Source organism: Rhodococcus sp. T7, from assembly GCF_009872365.1.
GTDB lineage: Bacteria > Actinomycetota > Actinomycetes > Mycobacteriales > Mycobacteriaceae > Rhodococcus_F.
This window is the reverse complement of record NZ_WXYH01000381.1, coordinates 1-19,003: the sequence shown is the minus strand read 5'-3', so window position 1 is coordinate 19,003 and position 19,003 is coordinate 1. Positions and strand designations below refer to the sequence as shown.

Annotated in this window: 17 protein-coding genes; 12 read left to right on the top strand and 5 right to left on the bottom strand. The window is 69.9% G+C overall.

The features are described from left to right. Positions 1 to 4: 4 nt before the first annotated feature. From MLGJGCBP_RS42070 to MLGJGCBP_RS42060, 3 genes are all read right to left on the bottom strand, one after another. The gene (locus MLGJGCBP_RS42070; protein WP_160103500.1) at positions 5 to 706 is read right to left on the bottom strand and encodes an HNH endonuclease family protein; all 702 of its coding nucleotides are present in this window, start codon (positions 704 to 706) and stop codon (positions 5 to 7) included. Between the two features lie 65 nt (positions 707 to 771). After that, complete coding sequence (locus tag MLGJGCBP_RS42065; RefSeq protein ID WP_087558530.1) at positions 772 to 1,089, bottom strand: hypothetical protein; 318 nt, start codon at positions 1,087 to 1,089, stop codon at positions 772 to 774. Between the two features lie 73 nt (positions 1,090 to 1,162). After that, a complete protein-coding gene (locus MLGJGCBP_RS42060) occupies positions 1,163 to 2,065 on the bottom strand; it encodes an NADP-dependent oxidoreductase (RefSeq protein WP_160103524.1) in 903 nt (300 codons plus the stop codon). 373 nt (positions 2,066 to 2,438) lie between these two features. Here MLGJGCBP_RS42060 and MLGJGCBP_RS42055 point away from each other — a divergent pair, with 373 nt between their 5' ends. The 6 genes from MLGJGCBP_RS42055 (at position 2,439) to MLGJGCBP_RS42030 (ending at position 12,003) form a co-directional block, all read left to right on the top strand. Beyond that, positions 2,439 to 5,270 (top strand): DEAD/DEAH box helicase, encoded by a 2,832-nt coding sequence (locus MLGJGCBP_RS42055; protein ID WP_160103498.1) that lies wholly within the window; start codon positions 2,439 to 2,441, stop codon positions 5,268 to 5,270. Further along, the gene (locus tag MLGJGCBP_RS42050; RefSeq protein WP_160103496.1) at positions 5,267 to 6,040 is read left to right on the top strand and encodes an SWIM zinc finger family protein; all 774 of its coding nucleotides are present in this window, start codon (positions 5,267 to 5,269) and stop codon (positions 6,038 to 6,040) included. The genes MLGJGCBP_RS42055 and MLGJGCBP_RS42050 overlap by 4 nt, the downstream gene beginning before the upstream one ends. A gap of 60 nt (positions 6,041 to 6,100) precedes the next feature. After that, positions 6,101 to 9,112 (top strand): AAA family ATPase, encoded by a 3,012-nt coding sequence (locus MLGJGCBP_RS42045; RefSeq protein WP_160103494.1) that lies wholly within the window; start codon positions 6,101 to 6,103, stop codon positions 9,110 to 9,112. Between the two features lie 48 nt (positions 9,113 to 9,160). Further along, a complete protein-coding gene (locus tag MLGJGCBP_RS42040; protein WP_160103492.1) occupies positions 9,161 to 10,585 on the top strand; it encodes an FAD-binding oxidoreductase in 1,425 nt (474 codons plus the stop codon). Between the two features lie 80 nt (positions 10,586 to 10,665). Then, positions 10,666 to 11,145 (top strand): DUF1990 family protein, encoded by a 480-nt coding sequence (locus MLGJGCBP_RS42035; protein ID WP_160103490.1) that lies wholly within the window; start codon positions 10,666 to 10,668, stop codon positions 11,143 to 11,145. 114 nt (positions 11,146 to 11,259) lie between these two features. Continuing rightward, positions 11,260 to 12,003 carry a GntR family transcriptional regulator gene (locus MLGJGCBP_RS42030; RefSeq protein ID WP_160103488.1) on the top strand — a complete coding sequence of 248 codons (744 nt, stop codon included), beginning with the start codon at positions 11,260 to 11,262 and terminating at the stop codon, positions 12,001 to 12,003. Between the two features lie 32 nt (positions 12,004 to 12,035). On the opposite strand, the gene MLGJGCBP_RS42025 is transcribed toward MLGJGCBP_RS42030, so the two are convergent. Beyond that, a complete protein-coding gene (locus MLGJGCBP_RS42025; protein WP_160103486.1) occupies positions 12,036 to 12,500 on the bottom strand; it encodes a PTS sugar transporter subunit IIA in 465 nt (154 codons plus the stop codon). Further along, complete coding sequence (locus MLGJGCBP_RS42020) at positions 12,497 to 12,808, bottom strand: PTS glucose/sucrose transporter subunit IIB (protein ID WP_275957313.1); 312 nt, start codon at positions 12,806 to 12,808, stop codon at positions 12,497 to 12,499. Before MLGJGCBP_RS42020 ends, MLGJGCBP_RS42025 begins: the two co-directional genes overlap by 4 nt. A 166-nt stretch (positions 12,809 to 12,974) precedes the next feature. On the opposite strand from MLGJGCBP_RS42020, the gene MLGJGCBP_RS42015 reads away from it, so the two are divergent. From MLGJGCBP_RS42015 to MLGJGCBP_RS41990, 6 genes are read left to right on the top strand one after another with little or no spacing between them, the layout of a single operon-like run. Then, positions 12,975 to 14,222 carry a PTS transporter subunit EIIC gene (locus MLGJGCBP_RS42015; RefSeq protein WP_160103484.1) on the top strand — a complete coding sequence of 416 codons (1,248 nt, stop codon included), beginning with the start codon at positions 12,975 to 12,977 and terminating at the stop codon, positions 14,220 to 14,222. Between the two features lie 2 nt (positions 14,223 to 14,224). Then, entirely contained in the window at positions 14,225 to 14,494 is a 270-nt protein-coding gene (locus tag MLGJGCBP_RS42010) for an HPr family phosphocarrier protein (protein WP_201453354.1), read from the top strand. Next, positions 14,494 to 16,167 (top strand): phosphoenolpyruvate--protein phosphotransferase, encoded by a 1,674-nt coding sequence (gene ptsP / locus MLGJGCBP_RS42005; protein WP_160103480.1) that lies wholly within the window; start codon positions 14,494 to 14,496, stop codon positions 16,165 to 16,167. The genes MLGJGCBP_RS42010 and ptsP overlap by 1 nt, the downstream gene beginning before the upstream one ends. Further along, on the top strand, positions 16,164 to 17,348 hold the full coding sequence (locus MLGJGCBP_RS42000; RefSeq protein ID WP_160103478.1) for an N-acetylglucosamine-6-phosphate deacetylase: 1,185 nt from the start codon (positions 16,164 to 16,166) through the stop codon (positions 17,346 to 17,348). The genes ptsP and MLGJGCBP_RS42000 overlap by 4 nt, the downstream gene beginning before the upstream one ends. Then, the gene (nagB, locus tag MLGJGCBP_RS41995; RefSeq protein ID WP_160103476.1) at positions 17,336 to 18,115 is read left to right on the top strand and encodes a glucosamine-6-phosphate deaminase; all 780 of its coding nucleotides are present in this window, start codon (positions 17,336 to 17,338) and stop codon (positions 18,113 to 18,115) included. Before MLGJGCBP_RS42000 ends, nagB begins: the two co-directional genes overlap by 13 nt. Next, complete coding sequence (locus MLGJGCBP_RS41990) at positions 18,116 to 18,829, top strand: copper homeostasis protein CutC (RefSeq protein ID WP_160103474.1); 714 nt, start codon at positions 18,116 to 18,118, stop codon at positions 18,827 to 18,829. It begins immediately after the preceding gene. The last annotated feature ends 174 nt before the right edge of the window (positions 18,830 to 19,003 follow it).

The following is a 19,003-nucleotide window of genomic DNA, read 5'->3' as shown; positions in this document are numbered from 1 at the left end:
GCGCTCACGGACACCGCTCCGCCACCTCGGCGAGCGCGTCACGGTCCGCCAGCGTCACCGGAAGTCCGTACTCCACCGCCACCGAGAGGTACTTGCCCGCGTAAAAGCAGCGGTACGCGGGATTCGGCGGCAGCCAGTCCTGCGGGGTCTGGTCCCCCTTGTCCTGATTGTCCGCACCGTTGACGGCCAGCAGGTTGAACGTGACGTCGTTGGCGAACCGGAGCCGGCGCTCGGGCGGCCACGTCGACGCGCCCATGTCCCACGCCGCCGCCAGCGGGTAGACGTGGTCGATCTGGACGGCCTTCGCGTCCGCCCTGTCGAATGGGAGCACCTCACCGGAGTACGGATCGGCGAGGGTCCCGCTGAGCACCACGCAGTCGCGGGTGCCGTCGCGGAACACCACGGAGCGGAGATCGAGCGCCAGAACGTTGTTGCGGGTGTCGCACCCGTCGTGGCCGCCCGCGGCGTCCTGGTCGTCGGTCCAGGCCGGTCCGAAGACGCACAACTCCCGGCCGGAACACCCGCGCTGGTATCCGCCGGGGTGCGGGCGGGATTCGACGGTGGCGACCCGCCCGAGCAACTCCTCGATGTGCGCGCGGGGCGGGCTGCCCGGTGCGGGGCTGTCGCCCAGTTCGAACAGCGACACCCCGCAGCCGCCGGCCGACAGCATCACGGCCAGCCACGCCGTCACGTACAGAAGTCTCATGCGTCCCCCGGCGCTCGAACACTCTCCCCCTACCGTCCAGGAGTATGCACCCGGCCTCCGACAGGTCAGCTGAAGGGCAGACGCACCGCGGCGATCGACGACACGTGCATGCCGTCGTGGCCGATGACCCAGGAACCGCCGCTCTGCCGGCATTCGGCGAGCAGGTCGAGGGTGCGCAGGAGGAAGAAGATCGCCTCGCTGGCGACGGGAGTGACCGCAAGCCGGTGTGCCTCACCGTGTTTCATTCCGTCGAGCCACACACCCGACTGCCCGTCCAAGCGGATGGTGACGATGTGCGTGGCATCGACGAAGGCGTACTTCCGTTGCTCCCACGGGGTGGTGAGCGCGTACCCCTGTTCGAGAACCTGGATCAGGATGCTCATGACCGACTCCCGAGAGTTTCCGGCAGCTACGTCTCTCCAGCATCTACCTCGGACCGGGTGAACGCCAGACCCGCTAACCGAACTCGATCACGACCTTGCCGCTGGTGTGTCCGGACTCGACCGTCGAGAGAGCGTCGCCGGCGTGCGCAAACGGGAACCGGTGGGCGACCCGCGGGTCGAGGGTTCCGTCGGCGACCAGTGCGGCCACCTCCGCGAATACCGCGGACGTGCGGCGCCGTTCCACTCCCGAGCCGCCGAGGTCCCGTGCCGCGAGGGGGTCGCCGACGCTGATGATCGCCGCCGGGTCCGTCACCACCCGCGCCGCCTCGGCCAGCGCGGCACCGCCGACGAGATCGAAGACGGCGTCCACCGGGCCGGGCACGCGTTCGGCGAGTCCGTCCCCGGACGCCACCCAGGTGGCGCCGAGCGATTCGACGACCTCCCGTTTGCCCTCGCTCGCGACCCCGATCACCGTGACGTCCCGGGCCGCGGCCAACTGCAGCGCCGCCACTCCCACGCCACCGCCCGCGCCGACGACGAGCAGTCTGCTGCCGGGCGCCAGGTCCAGGGTGGTCAGCGCGTCGTACGCGGTCCCCGCCGCGACGGGCAGGGTGGCCGCGTCGGCGAACGAGACCCCGTCGGGCTTGTGTGCCGCAGCGGCCGTGTTGACCAGGGTGTACTCGGTGTATCCACCGAATCCGGTGGCGGTCGCGCCGAACACGGCGTCGCCGACCGCGAAATCGGCCACCCGGGGGCCGACATCGGCGACCACACCCGCGACCTCCCGCCCGAGAACCGCGGGAAGGGTGACCGGGACCGTGTCCTTGCGCGTTCCCGCCCGCACCTTCCAGTCGGCGGGATTCACGCCCGCCGCGTGGACGGCGACCAGCAACTGACCGGGGCCGGGGGAGGGAATGGGGACGTCGAAGAACTGCTGCGTCTCGGGGCCGCCGTATTCACTGAAGCCGTATGCCATGCTCACGCCCACAGTCCTATCACGAACCGGAAGCAGGATCCGGGCACGAAGAAGACCCGCCGAACCGGAGTCGGCGGGCCTTCTCGTGAGAACTCAGGAGCCGAACAGGCTACCCAGGGAGCCGGTGCCTCCGCCGCCTCCGCCGCCACCCATCAACGGTCCTAGGAGCTGAACGAGCTGAACGAGAATTTGCAACATCTGTGTAGGGTCCATTTATGTCTCCTCCGATCACTGCGATCTACGAACGGCAGCGATCCCGGTCGATTCCGGCGTGGACAGCCGCCACCTCGTTCATCGGTGGAATGTCGTAGATGGTTACAGTCCCCGAGCAGGGTTTTCTCTCGCTGTCGGTCGGGCCTGATTGGATGGGTGCATGCTGCACGGCCTCTGGACACCCGGTTCGGGTCTCATGCTGTGGGTCGAGGACCGCAATCCGGCCGCCGAGGAGCAGACCGACGCGGTCGGGCGGGTGCTCGCCCGGAAGTTCCGCCATCACGTGAAGGTGCCGATGCCGACGCCGTCGGGGCCGGAGATGCTCGAGTGGGCGGCGGTCGCCCTCGCGCCGCCGGACGCGACTGATTTTCTGCTGTCGGTGTCGGCCCGCGACCCCCGGATTGCCGGGGATCTGCGCTACCTCGCCCACGTCGCGCGCGGCGTCGAGCGCTGGGTGCGTGCGGGACGCGTGGTGCCGGAGGTGCACCGGGCGGAGGGCGGCTGGTGGCCGCGCTGGCGGCTCCTCGGCGGCGAACGGCAGCGTGCGTGGCTCACGGAACTGTCGGTCGCGATGCCCCCGGTGCAGCGCCACGGAACCACCCCGCGGGCGGTGCTCGACGACATGGTGACCGAGTTGACCGACCCCGTCGCCCGGCGGGTCCTGGGCGGCGGGCACCCCGACGATTCCGGCAGCGACGCGGAGCACCCGCTGATCGAGGCGCTGGTTCGGGGTGAGGACTTCGCCGACGGCACCGCCCAGCTGGCGGGTTCGCTCGACGGGTGGCGGGACAGCCTGAAGGTGGACGAGCCCGAACTGGTGCTGCGACTGCTCGAGCCGGAAGATGTGGACGTGGAGGGGGATTGGGACCCGGACACGGTGCTGTGGCGGCTGCAGGTGTGCCTGCGGCCGGAAGGTGAAGCGCCGGTGCCGATTCCGCTGCACCGCACCGAGGCGAGCCGCCTGCAGACCGGGGTCCGCAAACTGACCGAGGCCGTCGCGGCCTACCCGCGACTGCAGGACGTCCCGAGCGATCCCGACAGTCTCGACCTGATGCTGCCGACCGCGGTGGTCATCGACCTCGTCGGGCACGGCGCGGTGGCGTTGAAGGAGAAGGGCATCAGCCTGCTGCTGCCGCGGGCGTGGAGTGTGGCGTCGCCGTCGATGCGACTGCGGGTGAGCTCGCCGAGCACCCCGGCCAGCGCGGAGAACCGGTCCGTCGGCAAAGACCAGTTGGTGCAGTACAACTGGGAACTGGCACTCGGCGACACGGTGCTCACCGCCGCCGAGATGAACCGGTTGGTCAATGCGAAGAGCGATCTCGTGCGGCTGCGGGGTGAGTGGGTCCGGGCCGATCAGGAGGTGCTCTCCCGTGCCGCGCGGTACGTGGCCGAGCGGCACGGCAGCGGCGACCGCGCCATCGTGGACCTACTGAAAGACCTGATCGCGGACGATCTGTCCGACCTCCCCGTCGAGGAGGTCACCGCCACCGGCTGGGCGGCCGCGCTGCTCGACGGCGACACGACGCCGCAGGACGTGCCGACCCCCGACGGTTTGGACGCCACGCTGAGGCCGTACCAGAAGCGGGGGCTCGACTGGCTGGTGTTCATGAGCCGCCTCGGGCTCGGGGCGGTCCTGGCCGACGACATGGGTCTCGGCAAGACGCTGCAACTACTCGCACTGCTGGCGCACGAGAACGCCGCCACGCCCACCCTGCTGGTGTGCCCGATGTCGGTGGTCGGCAACTGGCAGCGGGAGGCGGCCCGCTTCGTTCCCTCGCTGCGGGTGCTGGTCCACCACGGTCCGCAGCGGCTGAACGGCGACGAGCTCACCGCCGCCGTGACGCAGAGCGACCTGGTGATCACCACGTACGCGCTGCTCGCCCGCGACGTCGCGCAACTGAAGGAACAGGATTGGCGGCGGGTGGTCCTCGACGAGGCGCAGCACATCAAGAACGCGAAGACCGGGCAGGCGCGAGCGGCCCGCAGCATCCCGGCGGAGCACCGCGTCGCGTTGACGGGCACTCCGGTCGAGAACCGGCTGGACGAACTGCGCTCGATCCTCGATTTCGCGAACTCCGGCATCCTGGGCTCGGAGGCGATGTTCCGCAAGCGTTTCGTGGTGCCGATCGAGCGGGAACAGGACGAGACGGCCGTCGCCCGGCTCCGCGCCGTCACATCTCCGTTCGTGCTGCGCCGCGTCAAGACCGATCCCGCGGTCATCGCGGACCTTCCGGACAAGTTCGAGATGACGGTCCGCGCCAACCTCACCGCCGAGCAGGCCGCGCTGTACCGGGCGGTGGTCGACGACATGATGGCGCAGATCAAGGACAAGAAGGGGATGAAGCGCAAGGGCGCCGTGCTCGCCGCCCTGACCAAACTCAAGCAGGTGTGCAACCATCCGGCGCATTTCCTGCGCGACGGTTCGGCGGTGATGCGGCGCGGACAGCACCGGTCCGGCAAGCTGGGGCTCGTCGAGGACATCCTCGATTCCGTCGTCGCGGACGGCGAGAAGGCGTTGCTGTTCACCCAGTTCCGTGAATTCGGTGATCTCGTCACCCCATACCTCGCCGAACGTTTCGGTACTCCCGTGCCGTTTCTGCACGGGGGCGTGTCGAAGCAGAAGCGCGACGACATGGTGGCCTCGTTCCAGGGCGACGACGGGCCGCCGATCATGATGCTGTCGCTGAAGGCCGGCGGAACCGGGCTGAACCTCACCGCGGCCAACCACGTCGTCCACCTCGACCGGTGGTGGAACCCGGCGGTCGAGAACCAGGCCACGGACCGCGCGTTCCGGATCGGCCAGCGGCGCGACGTGCAGGTGCGCAAACTCGTGTGCGTCGGCACGCTGGAGGAGCGGATCGACGCGATGATCGCCACCAAACAGGAACTGGCGGACCTCGCCGTCGGGACGGGCGAGAACTGGGTGACGGAGATGAGCACCGAACAGCTGGGCGAACTGCTGCGGCTCGGCGACGAGGCGGTGGGCGAATGACGAATCGGCGCCCCGGACCGTATTTCGGCCAGTACGGCCGGCGACGACCGGTGTCGGGCGGGCTGGAGGCACGGTCGCAGCGGGGATCGTTCGGGCGCACGTGGTGGGGCCGCGAATTCGTCGAGATCATCGAGTTCGTCGCCGACAAGGGCCGGATGAGCCGCGGGCGGAGTTACGCGCGCAGCGGTCAGGTGATCTCGCTCGAGATCTCGGGCGGAACGGTGACGGGGGAGGTCCAGGGCAGTCAACTCCAGCCGTTCGTTGCGACCGTGTCGATCGATCGCCTCGACGAGTCGGAGGTCGCCGAACTGGTCGCGCTGGTGCGCAGGCAACCGGGCAGTCTGGCGATGCTGGCGGGCGGCGGGGTTCCGGAGGCGCTCGGCCCCCTGCTGCTGCCCGCCGGGGCGTCCGCGCTGAACTACGACTGCACCTGCCCGGACGACGGGTGGCCGTGCAAGCATGCGGCGGCGGTCGCGTACCTCACCACCGAACGCATCGACGAGAACCCGCTCGAGATCCTGACGCTGCGCGGCGTCGATCTGGACATGCTGATCGAGGGCGTCGGGGGCGACTCCGCCGAAGCCGATATCGACGACTGGTTCGGTGACGAGTCCTCGCTGCCCGGACTGCCCGACGCCGACTTCCGGGCGGCGATCGACGACCTCGACCCGCTGCTGCTTCGGAAGGCGATCCGCTCGGTCAGTGAGGACGAGCGTGCGGTGGACGCCGCGATCCGGGAGCTGAAAGCGCTGTACCAGCACTTCCGCTGACCGTGCGATGATGAAGGACGCGGAAGCTCGCCTCGTTCCGCGACCGGGAGCTGGTCAGTCATGGTGACGGTCTACCTGCTCGGCGAGCAGCGCGTGTCGGACCCGGAGGACGACCGGGCGGGCACCGTCTCGTCACGGGCGATCGCGCTGCTGGCCTATCTCGTGCTGCACGCCGGTCTCGCGCAGTCCCGGACCCGTCTCGCCGGGCTGTTCTGGCCCGAGTCGAGCGAGCAGCAGGCCCGCACCAACCTGCGGCGGGAACTGCACAACCTCCGCGGTCTCCTGGGATCGGACGGTGCGCCGACCGCGGACGGGCCGACGCTGGCGTGGTCCGACTCGCCGTCGTGCCGGGTGGACGTCGACACGTTCCGCAACGAGCGGGCGGCCGCCCTCGCCGCCCTCGCGGATTCCGACACCCAGGCATTTCTCGAACACGCGGACCTCGCGATCGACACCTATCGCGGTGACCTCATGCCCGGGGCGTACGAGGACTGGGTCCTCGACCATCGCGACGTGCTGCGCCGGGAGTGCATCGAACTCTGCGAGGCGACGGTACGGGTGCTGCGCGAGTCGGGTGATGTGGAGACGGCGACGGCGTGCGCACGCCGTCGCATCCAACTCGACCCGCTGGCGGAGGCCGGGTACCGGACGCTCATGGAACTGCAGGCCGCATCGGGCGACCGGGCGGCGGCGATGACCACGTATCACCGGTGCGCGGCGGTGCTCGAGACCGAACTCGGGGTCGCGCCGGGCGCCGCGACCACCCGGCTGTTCGACAACCTGCTCGGGGAGCAACCCGCCCCGGCTCCCCGGCCCGAACACGTCCGGACGGCGGTGCCCGCCCTCATCGGGCGGGAACGCGAATGCGGGGAATTGCAGCGGCGGTGGCGGCAGACCCTCGACGGCAGCCAGGGCCTGGTGCTCGTGTCGGGTGACGCGGGAGTCGGCAAGACCCGGTTGACCACCGAACTCGCGGAGATCGCCCGCGCCGACGGGGCAGTCGTGGCGACCGCGCGGTGTTTCGGACTGCCGGGCCGCGTCGCGCTCGCCCCCGTCGCCGAGTGGCTGCGCAGCGCGGAGTTTCGATCGGCGGTCGGGTCGCTGGACCCGTTGTGGAGGGCCGAGGTCGAGCGGCTGGTCCCGAGCGCCGAGTCCGCGCCGCGGCCCGCGACGTCCCGGGCGATGGTCGACGCGTGGCAGAGGCACCGCTTCTTCGAGGGGACGGCGCGGGCGGTGCTGTCGCCCGGACGGCCGGTGCTGCTCGTCCTCGACGATCTGCAGTGGTGCGACGCGGAGACGACGGCGTGGCTCGCGTTCCTGCTGTCCCTCGACACCCACCTGCGCGTCCTGGTCGCGGCGACCGCCCGCACGGACGAGGCGCAGTCCCGCCGCGACGTGACGGACGCGGTGCGGGCCCTCCGGTCGGCGCGACTGGTCACGGACGTCCAGGTGGACCCGTTGACCGCGGACGCGACCGCCGAACTGGCGAGGTCCCTCGGTGGCCCGGCGCTGAATCCTTCCGAGGAAGCGGTGCTGTACGCCGCGACCGCGGGCTACCCGCTGTACGTCGTCGAGGCCGCCAGGATGGTGCCCGCCGCGGATGGGACCGGGCGCGGCGGGGGCGCCGGCGACCTCGGCGAGGTGCTGGCCCGGCGACTCGAGCAGTGCTCGGAACCGGCCCGGGACGTCGCAGGCCTCGCCGCGGCGCTCGGCACGGATTTCGATCTGGACCTGCTCAGCGAGGCGAGCGACCTGGACACCGATTCCCTCGTGCAGGCGGTCGACGAACTGTGGCGGCGCAGGATCGTCCGGCCCGCGGGCACCGGGTACGACTTCGTGCACGATCTGGTCCGGGAGGCCGCGTACCGCTCGGTCGGTCCACCGCGACGCTGGCTCCTGCATCGGCGTCTGGCGCAGGGACTCGAACTCCTCCACACCGGCCGCACCGACGACGTGGCCGCCCAACTCGCCGAGCAGTATCGGCGCGGCGGCCGCCCCGACCGTGCCCTCCACTATCTGCAGCGCGCCGCCGAGGTAGCGGCAGGCGTGTTCGCGAACGCCGACGCCCTGCGCCTCTTCCGGGACTGCCTCGACCTTCTCGAGGCGATGCCGCTGGGCCGCAACCGGGACGCTCACGAGGTGGACGTGCGCCTGGGCATGTCGGCGCCGCTGACCACCCTGTACGGGTACTCCGCCCCGCCGCTCGAACGGACGCTCGACCGCACCATGGAGTTGGGGCAACGGCTCCGCAGGCCGAAGGTGGTGCTCGGTGCGCTGATCGGATTGTTCGCGGTCCACTTCGTGCAGGGGCACACCGCGCAGGCCCACAGGCTCGGCGTGCGCGCCCTCGAACTGTCCGCGGCGGATCCGGAATTCGAGGGTCAGGCGCATTTCGCCGTGGCGGGGGGCGCCCTCGGTCTCGGCAGGCCGAGGGAAGCGATCGAACATTTCGACATCGCGCAGCGATCGTTCTCGGACGACTATTCGTTCATCCTCGGAACACGGCTCGAGGTGCATTGCCACGCGTGGGCGTCGCACGCGTACTGGATGATCGGCGACGAGCAGGCGGCCGAGCAGGCGGCCGCGGATGCCCTCGCGCTGGGCAGGACCTGCGGCCATCCGTACAGTCTCGCGGTGGCGCTGGGGTACGCGTCGGTGCTGCATCAGGTGCGGGGCGACGACACCGCGCTGCTCGCCTCGCTGACGGAGTTGCGGCAGCTGTGCGAGCGCTACCACTTCGCGTACTACAGCCAGTGGTCGCAGATCCTCGAAGGCCGGCTTCTCGGCGGCGAACCGGGCATCGCGAAGATCCGCGACGGGCTCGCCGCGTTGCGACGGCAGCGGGCGTTCGCGCGGATGCCGTACTGGCTCTCGCTGCTGGCGGAGGTCCAGATCGACATCGGGTCGACGGCCGCCGCCCGCGCCACCCTCGATGCCGCCCTGATCGCCGCCGAGCAACACGACGACCGGTGGTGGTTGCCGCAGGTCCTCCGGCTTCGCGCGGACGTCGGACCGTTCGCCGGCGGGGATTCGGCGCGAACGGTGCGCGAACGCCCGATTCCTACGGTGTGAAGTACCAGGAACTACCCGTTCCGGGGCCGCCGATCCGAGGAGAAGGTCATGAGCACCACCACCAGTTCGACACCGACGACGACACCGCCTTTCACGGAACTGGCCGCGTCTCTGCGCGGAGAGTTGATCACGCCCGGCGACGCCGGCTACGACGACGCGCGCGCGGTGTACAACGCCATGATCGACCGTCGGCCCGCGGCCATCGCGCGGTGCGCCAACGCTGCAGACGTCGTCGCGTGCGTGCGGTTCGCCCGGGAGCAGCACGTCGAACTCTCGGTCCGCGGAGGGGGACACAACGCGGGCGGCCTCGGCGTGTGGGACGACGCCCTCGTGATCGATCTGTCGGGGATGCGCGGGACCACGGTCTCGCCCGGCGACCGGACCGTCCGGGTCGACGGCGGGTGCACCTGGAGCGACGTCGACCATGCCACCGTGCCGTTCGGCATGGCCACCCCCTCCGGGTTCATCGCCTCCACCGGTGTCGGCGGGCTGACGCTCGGCGGCGGGATCGGCTACCTGACGCGCCGTTTCGGTCTCACGGTGGACAATCTGCTCTCCGCCGACGTCGTCCTCGCCGACGGCACACTGGTGACGGCGAGCGAACGCTCCCATCCGGACCTGTTCTGGGCGCTGCGTGGCGGCGGCGGAAACTTCGGTGTGGTCACGTCGTTCCAGTTCGCGTGTCACGAGATCGGCGACCACGGAAATATCGTCGGCGGGCCGGTGCTGTACGACCTCGAGGACACCCCCGACGTGATGCGGTGGTACCGCGAACTCCTGCCGTCGCTGCCCGAGGAACTCAACGGCTGGATCGGACTGCTGACCATTCCGCCGGCACCGCCGTTCCCCGAGGAACTGTGGGGACGCAAGGCGTGCGGCATCATCTGGTGCTACACCGGTGATCCGGGCAAGGCCGACGCGGTGCTCGAACCGATCCGCGAATTCGGTAACCCACTGCTGGTAGGGGTCGGCGAAATGCCCTTCACGGCACTGCAATCGGCCTTCGACGCACTGTACCCGGCGGGATTGCAGTGGTACTGGCGCGCAGACTTCGTCCGCGAGATCTCCGACGAGGCCGTCGACATCCACCTGGAGTTCGGCCGTCGGCTGCCCACCGGCCATTCGACGATGCACATGTATCCGATCGACGGCGCGGCGACGCGGGTGGCCGAAGATGGCACGGCGTTCGCGTACCGGGACGGCGGCTGGGCGGGCGTGATCGTCGGTGTCGACCCGGATCCGGCGAACGCCCAGCTCATCACGGACTGGGCCAAGCAGTACTGGGAGGCCCTCCACCCGACGACCGCGGGCGGGGCGTACGTCAACTTCATGATGTCCGAGGGCGAGGACCGGGTGCGTGCCTCCTACCTCGGCAACTACGACCGGCTCGCACAGGTGAAGGCGAAGTACGATCCGGACAACCTCTTCCATGTGAATCAGAACATCCGTCCCGCGGCCCGGTCGGAGCAGTAGGCTGGGCAACCTCCCGACCGAGAGGATCGACCGCCATCAGCACCTCCGGAGACGACCTGCCCGCGTTCACGTACCCGGAGGTGGGTGCGAGCCGCGACGTTCCGTTCCCCACCGGATACCACCATCTGCGCGAGCAGAAGGTGATCGGTTACGGTGCAGACGCATTCGAGGCGGCCGCGGCCCACCTGGGTTCCTGGGGGATGCACCGCGGCGCCGGGCTCGACGTGCGGGCCGAGACTCCGACCGCCGTGCCCGGCACGACGGTCGAACTGCGCTGGGGGATCGGTCCGCTCCGGCTGGCGTTCTCCTGCCGGGTCGTCTACGTGCTCGACGACCCGCAGCGCAAGGGATTCGCGTACGGCACGCTGCCGGGTCACCCCGAGCGCGGCGAGGAGAGCTTCGTCGTCGAACAGCGGCCGGACGGCGCCGTCGTCGCGACCGTGTCGGCGTTCTCGAAACCGGGGCGATGGTTCACGCGGATCGGCGGGCCGGCGGGCCGGGTCGTGCAGAAGGTGATGACGCGCAGGTACCTCGAGGCATTGGCGGCCGCGGCACGGTAGGCCCGGGCGCCCGGATCACGTATTCTCGGTGTTGGACCGGACCGGACGGGACCTTTGCAGTCCGACTGCCTGATCCGATGTGTCCGACCCCTGAACAGAGCTGGAGCCGCCGGCATGATGCCCGTACATCTACGCGACAGCGTGATTCCGAAGCACGAGCAACTCCGTGCCATCCTGCTGCACAAGTGCACCAAGGAACTTCAGCCCGGCGATCTCATGACCAGTGAACGAAAACTGATGCAGGACTACGGCGTCAGTCGCATCACCGTTCGCGAGGCGATCGGACAGCTCGTCAACGAGGGTCACCTGGTGCGGGTGCGCGGCAAGGGCACGTTCGTGGCGCACCGTCCGGTGCAGTCGAAGCTCCACCTGGCCTCGTTCACCGAGGAGATGCGGGCGCAGGGGCACAAGCCGACGACGGTGGTGTTGCAGAGCGAGGAGGACGCGGCGCCCGAGGCCACCGCGAAGGCGCTGCGGATCGCACCGGACACGAGCGCCTATCACGTCAAACGGCTGCGGCTGGCCGACGGCGAACCGGTCAGCGTCGACGACGGCTGGTTCAACGCCGCACTGCTTCCCGGCCTTCTGGACCTCGACCTCACCGGCTCGATCTACCGGGCCACCGCCGACAAGTACGGCATGCCGATCGACCGGGCGGAGCAGACCGTCAGCGCCGACGGGGCGAGCCAGGAGATCGCGACCCTGCTCGGCATCAAGAAGGGCGCCCCGGTGATGTACTTCGACCGGGTGTCCTTCAGCGGCCCCACGCCGGTCGAGCACACCCGCAGCTGGTACCGGTCCGATCGCTACCAACTGCAGATGGAAGTTCAGGGGGAGCGGACTCGGCGCAGCGTCTGAGCCCGGCCGCCCTGGCTTCTGCTGCTCTATTTCTATTGCGCCGTCCAGTCGAACAGGACGTCGCCGGTGGTCACGTCGGATCCGATGGTGTCGGTGGACACCGAATCCGGCTTGGAATCCATCACCACGATCGGGCAGACGGCGGAGTACCCGGTGCCGTCGATCTCGGTCGGATCGAATCGCACCACGGGGTCGCCGGCGTCCACCTCGTCGCCCTCCGCGGCCAGCAGGGTGAATCCCTCGCCCTGCAGCTTCACCGTGTCGATACCCAGGTGGACCAGTACGCCGCCGCCCGCAGAGCCCAGGATGACGAACGCGTGCGGGTGGAGTTTGAGGATCTTGCCGGAGATGGGCGCGAGCACGTCGAGGGCGCCGCGGTCGCGTGCCGGCTCGATCGCGACTCCGGAACCCACCATCTGTCCGGCGAACACGGGGTCGGGCACGTCTGCCAGGGCGAGAACCCGGCCGGGCAGTGGTGCCTGCACGGACAGGCTCACAGGATGTCCTCGATGTCCTCGGCCAGGGTGTCCGCCTCGGGGCCGACGATAACCTGCACGACGCTGCCCGCCTTCAACACCCCGTGGGCGCCTGCGGCCTTGAGCGCGGCCTCGTCGACCTTGGCGCCGTCCTTGACCTCGGTGCGCAGCCGGGTGATGCAGGCCTCGATCTCGACGATGTTGTCGGCACCGCCGAGGCCGCTGATGATTGCGTCCGCTTTGGACATCGGTTCTCCCTCGTAGTTCGTGTTTGCGCTGCAGGTGAAGGTGCGGAATGAGTTAGCTGGATCACATTTGCCTGTTGACATCCTGTGCTCACCTGGTCAAACTAGCAACTGGTTATGACCGGACAGTACCCGTTGGGAGTGCTGGTCCACAATAGTTTTCCCGAAGCCGTACGACGCGCTCGCCGCCACCGGTTTCGGGACTCACCAGACGCCGATTCGGCGACCGAAGCGCACAGAGAAGGCCGATATGACTGTCGTAGACAGCCCGAAAAAGGAATCAGCGGTGTTTGCCGGGTTACAGCGCCTCGGGCGCAGCCTGATGCTGCCGATCGCGGTACTTCCCGCGGCCGGCATCTTGCTCCGGCTCGGCCAGGACGACCTCCTCGGACGATTCGACTCGATGCACACCGCTGCGTCCGTCATCTCCGCGGCCGGCCAGGCCGTGTTCACCTGGCTTCCCCTCATCTTCGCGGTGGGCATCGCCATCGGCTGGGCCAAGAAGGCGGACGGGTCCACCGCCCTGGCCGCCGTGGTCGGATACATGGTCATCAACGGCGTGTTCGAGGCCATGTCCCCGGTCGTCCTGGAAGGCAAGACCGATCCGAACGGCGACCAGGCGCTGATCAACTACGGGGTCCTCGCGGGCATCGTGATGGGTCTGCTGTCCGCCATCCTGTGGCAGCGGTTCTACCGCACCAAACTGCCCGACTACCTCGGATTCTTCAACGGGCGCAGGCTCGTTCCCATCCTCACCGCCGTCACCGGTCTCGTCGTCGGCGTCCTCATGGCGTTCCTGTATCCGGCGTTCAACTCCGCCCTGACGTGGGTGGGCGAGACCATCGCGGAGAACTCGGTGATCGGTGGCGGCGTCTACGGCATGGCCAACCGCCTGCTCATCCCGACCGGCCTGCACCACATCCTGAACTCCACCGTGTGGTTCCTCGTCGGCGACTACCAGAACTCGAGCGGAGAACTCGTCCGCGGCGACCTCAACCGGTTCTTCGCCGGCGACCCGAGCGCCGGCATCTTCATGACGGGCTTCTTCCCGATCATGATGTTCGCGCTTCCCGCTGCCGCACTGGCGATCTGGCGCAACGCCCGGCCGTCGCAGAAGAAGGTCGTGGGCGGCATCATGCTGTCCACCGCGCTGACGGCGTTCCTCACGGGGATCACGGAGCCCCTCGAATTCGCGTTCATGTTCGTCGCCTGGCCGCTGTACCTGATCCACGCGTTCCTCACCGGCACCTCGATGGCGCTCGTCAACGCCCTCGGCATCCACGACGGATTCACGTTCTCCGCAGGCTTCTTCGACTACGTCCTCAACTTCGGCAAGGCCACCAACGCGTGGATGCTGATCCCCATCGGACTCGGGTACGCGGTGATCTATTACGTCCTGTTCAGCTTCGTCATCAAGAAATGGAACCTGCGCACCCCCGGCCGGGAGGACGACGCGGACACCAACACCGACAGCGACACGGAAAAGGCAGGTCAGTGAGCATGGCTTCACGAACGGTCCTCATCGGTTCGAAGGTGGGCCTGCACGCCCGCCCCGCCGCGAAGTTCACCCAGGCCGCCGCGGCCGTGCCCGTCCCGGTGCAGATCGCGGTCGGCGAATCCGCGCCGGTGGACGCGGGCAGCATGCTCGCGGTCATGACCCTCGGCGCCGCATTCGGTACCGAGGTGACGATCACCGCGGACGGGGAGGGCAGCGAGGAGGCCCTCGACCGACTCGCCGACCTGCTCGCCTCCGACCTCGACGCCGCCTGATGCCGACGACCACGGAACACGTGGTGCACGGACTCGGGGTGAGTCCGGGGCTGGTCTGCGCGCCCTGGCTCGCGTTCGGGACGCCGGTCGAGACGTCCGCCGAAGACCCTGTCGGCGAATCGGTCCCGGCGGAGATCGCCCGGGTGCGCGACGCCCTCGCGACGGTGTCCGGGGACCTCGAGGCCCGCGCCGCGCAGGTGGACGGCGTCGCGTCCGAGATCCTGCTCGTGTCGGCGGCCATGGCCCGCGACCCGGGAATCGTGTCCGCCGCCGAGGAGAACCTTCGCGGCGGCATGCCGACGGCACACGCCGTGCGCGTCGCGTTCGACGGCTTCTGCACCACACTCGAGGCTCTCGGCGGGTATCTCGCCGAGCGCGTCGCGGACCTGCGGGACCTCGGACATCGCGCGGTCGCGGTGCTGCTGGGCGTGCCGATGCCCGGAATCCCCGATCCGGGACACCCGTTCGTGCTCGTGGCACGGGACCTGTCGCCCGCGGACACCGCGATGCTCGGTGGCAGCGAGGTGGTGGGTCTGCTCACCGCGGAGGGCGGGCCCACGAGTCACACTGCGATACTGGCGAAGTCGCTCGGCCTGCCCGCGATCGTGAACTGCGCCGGCCTCGACCGATTGGTCGAGGGGCGACCGGTGGTGCTCGACGGCGCCACGGGTGAGGTCGTCGTCGACCCCGGCGAACGTCGACGGTCGGAGGTGGCGGAGCGGATCGCCGAGGCGCGGGTCGCGGTCACGACTGGTCCGGGCCGCACCCGGGACGGCGCACCCGTCGGGCTGCTCGTCAACATCGGCACCGTCGACGACGCCGTGCGCGCCGCCACCGCGGATTCGGAGGGCGTCGGACTGTTCCGCACCGAGTTCCTGTACCTCGGCAGGCAGACCGCGCCCACCCTCGACGAGCAGATCACCACGTACACCGCCGTGCTGGAGAAGTTCGCCGGACGGAAGGTGGTGGTCCGGACACTCGATTCCGGATCCGACAAACCACTGACGTTCCTCGACCTGGGCGCCGAGGAGAACCCGGCCCTCGGCGTGCGCGGGTTGCGGGTCGGCTCCGTCTACCCGGACGTCCTGGCCACCCAGCTGGAAGCGCTCGGCGTCGCTGCCTCCTCCACCGGCGCCGACCTGTGGGTGATGGCCCCGATGGTCGCCACGGCGGACGAGGCGGAGGGCTTCGCCGCGCTCGCCCGGTCCCGAGGCATCGCGAAGGTCGGGGCGATGATCGAGATCCCCTCGGCCGCCCTTCGAGCCCGCGACCTGCTCGAACACCTCGATTTCGTCAGCATCGGCACCAACGATCTGAGCCAGTACACCTGCGCCGCAGACCGGATGGCCGGCGGTCTCGCCACGTTGCTCGACCCGTGGCAGCCCGCCGTCCTGGACCTCGTCGGCCTGGTCGGCGCGGCCGGCGCCGAGGCGGGGGTACCCGTCGGGGTCTGCGGTGAGGCCGCGTCCGATCCCGCGCTGGCGCCGGTGCTCGTCGGGCTGGGTGTCACGAGCCTGTCCATGGTGGCGCCGTCGCTGGGCGCCGTGCGGGCCCGCCTGGCCGCCACCGACCTCGACCGGTGCCGGGAGATGGCAGTCGCCGCGCGCAGCGCACAGTCCCCGCAGGCCGCACGGTCGGCAGTCGCGGCTCTCGGGTCCGGGGCACCGCGATGATCCTGCGCGGCCGGGCCGTCGTGGAGGACGTGGAACGCGGCGACGGTGTCGTCGTCACCGACGGCGACCGAATCTCCTGGGTCGGTGCGGCGTCGCAGTACCGCGGGCAGGTGCCGCTGCCGGACCCGAGTTCGTCGATACTGCTGCCGGGCCTGATCGACCTGCACTGCCACGGCGGTGCCGGCGCGGGCTTTCCGAACGCCGACGCCGACGGGGCGAGGCTGGCCGCGGACCACCACCGCGGGCACGGCACCACCGGGCTGCTCGGAAGCCTGGTGTCGGCGGGGGAGCAGGACCTGCTCCGGCAGGCCGGAATCCTCGCCGACCTGGTGGAACGCGGTGATCTCCTCGGGATCCACCTGGAGGGTCCGTTCATCTCCGGTGCCCGCTGCGGTGCGCAGGATCCCGCGTCCGTGGTGCCCGGCGACCCCGGCCTGTTCGAGCGGATCTGCGACGCCGCGCGCGGCACCGTCCGGTCGATGACGCTCGCACCGGAGACCGCGCACTTCGGTGAGCTCCTCGGGGCGATGCGCCGGCGCGGCGTGCTGCCGAGCCTCGGCCACACCGACACCGACGCGGCGACCACATCCGCGCGGATCGCCGACGCCGCCGGCGGGCCGCTGACCGCCACACACCTGTTCAACGCCATGCCGCCGCTGCACCACCGCGCGCCGGGCCCGGTGGCCGCGTTCCTCGCCGCAGCCGGTCGCGGCGACATCGTCGTCGAATTGATCGCGGACGGAGTGCATCTCGCGCCCGACACCGTGTCGATGGTGTTCGACACCGTCGGACCCGAGCAGATCGTCCTCGTCAGCGACGCCATGGCCGCCGCCGGCGTCTCGGACGGCGACTACCAACTCGGGCCTCTGGACGTGTGCGTCTCCCGCGGTGTTGCCCGGCTCGCGACCGCCGACGGATCCGAGGGAGCCATCGCGGGCGGCACCGCACGACTGCTGGACGTCGTGCGCACCACCGTTGTCGACAGCGGCGTCGGACTCGTCGACGCCGTCGCGTCCGCCACCAGGACCCCGGCCCGGCTGCTCGGCCTGGAAACCGAACGCGGAACCCTGGCCCCGGGCCTCCGCGCCGACATCGTCGTGACCGATCACCAACTGCGCCCGCGTGGCGTGTTTTCCGGCGGAATGCCCGCCGGAACGGAAGGACTCGCATGGAAATCGTAATCCGGCAGACCCCGTCGGAGGTCAGCACGACCGTGGCGGACATCGTCGAGAGGTACGTCCGGCGCGGGCCGACGACACTGGGCCTCGCCACCGGGTCGTCCCCGCTCGGGAGCTACCGCGAACTCGCGCGACGGCACCGCGAGTCCGGACTGGACTTCACGGACGCGCGGGCCTTCCTCCTCGACGAATACGTCGGGCTGCCGAAAAGTCACGACCAGTCGTACTTCTCGGTGATCCGCTCGGAGTTCGTCGACCACGTCGACCTCGACCCCGACCGGGTGCTCAGCCCGAACGGCGAATCACCCGACATCGCCAAGGAAGGCGCACGCTACGACGCGGCCATCGCCGAGGCGGGCGGCGTCGACGTGCAACTGCTCGGCATCGGAACCGACGGCCACATCGGGTTCAACGAACCGGGCTCCGCGCTGACGTCACGCACGCGCGTCAAGACCCTCACCGAGCAGACCCGCCTCGACAACGCGCGGTTCTTCGACAGCGTGGACGACGTCCCGCACCACGTCCTCACCCAGGGGCTGGGCACCATCTGCGAAGCCCGGCACCTGGTGATGATCGCGTTCGGCAAGGGCAAGGCCGAGGCGATCGCCGCCGCCGCGGAGGGACCGCTCTCCGCGTTCTGCCCCGCTTCGGTGATGCAACTGCATCCGCACGTCACCGTCGTCATCGACGAAGCCGCAGCGAGCAAGCTGCAACTCGCCGACTACTACCGGTACGCGCTGGAACACAAGCCTTCCTGGCAGTCGTTCTAGATGGCGCCCGTACTCGAACTGGCCGTCCAGGACGTCGCGGGCGCCCGGATCGCACGGCGCGCCGGAGCCTCGCGGGTCGAGTTGTGTACCGCGCTCGGCGCGACCGGTGGGCTGACGCCGAGCATCGGCATGATCGAAGCCGTTGCGGCTCAGGGGATCGCGGTGCACCCGCTGATCCGATGCCGGCCCGGCGGATTCGTCTACGGCGTCGACGAGATCGCGGTCATGGCCCGCGACATCCAAGCCGCCGTGGGCGCGGGCGCATCCGGCGTCGTTGTCGGTGCGCTGACGCCCGGCATGGCCGTCGACCGCGACGCTCTGGCCCGCCTGCTCGACGGCATCGACCCGTACACGGTGGAGGTGACGTTCCATCGTGCGATGGACGTCGTCGACGACAGAGCGACCGCCCTCGACGCGCTCGCACGGTCGGGCATCATCCGCGTCCTCACCTCCGGCGGAGCGCCGCGCTGCATCGACGGCCTCGACGCGCTGACGGCCATGGTCGCCCACGCACACGGGCGGATCCAGGTAATGGCAGGCGGCGGGATCCGCGTCGACGACATCGCCGCGGTCGCAGGCACCGGTGTCGACGCCATACACCTCTCCGCCCGCCGCACCGTCGCCGACAGCGGCGGCCCCGGCGGTGGGTCATGCGGCTACGACGCGGTCGACGAATCCCTCGCCCTCGCGGCCGCTGCGGCACTGGGGATCTGAACTTTCGGCAATTGCCTGTGGTCCGGTCGGACTGCTAGAGTCGAACAAAGTTTCGAATAACCTCGGGGGAGGGCTGGTCGTGGGGGAAGTAGTGGCACCGGATCTGGAGGAGTTGCGGGCGTTCACGACGCGATTGCGGTGCGTCGAGGCGTGTGGCGATGCCGGGTTGGGGAT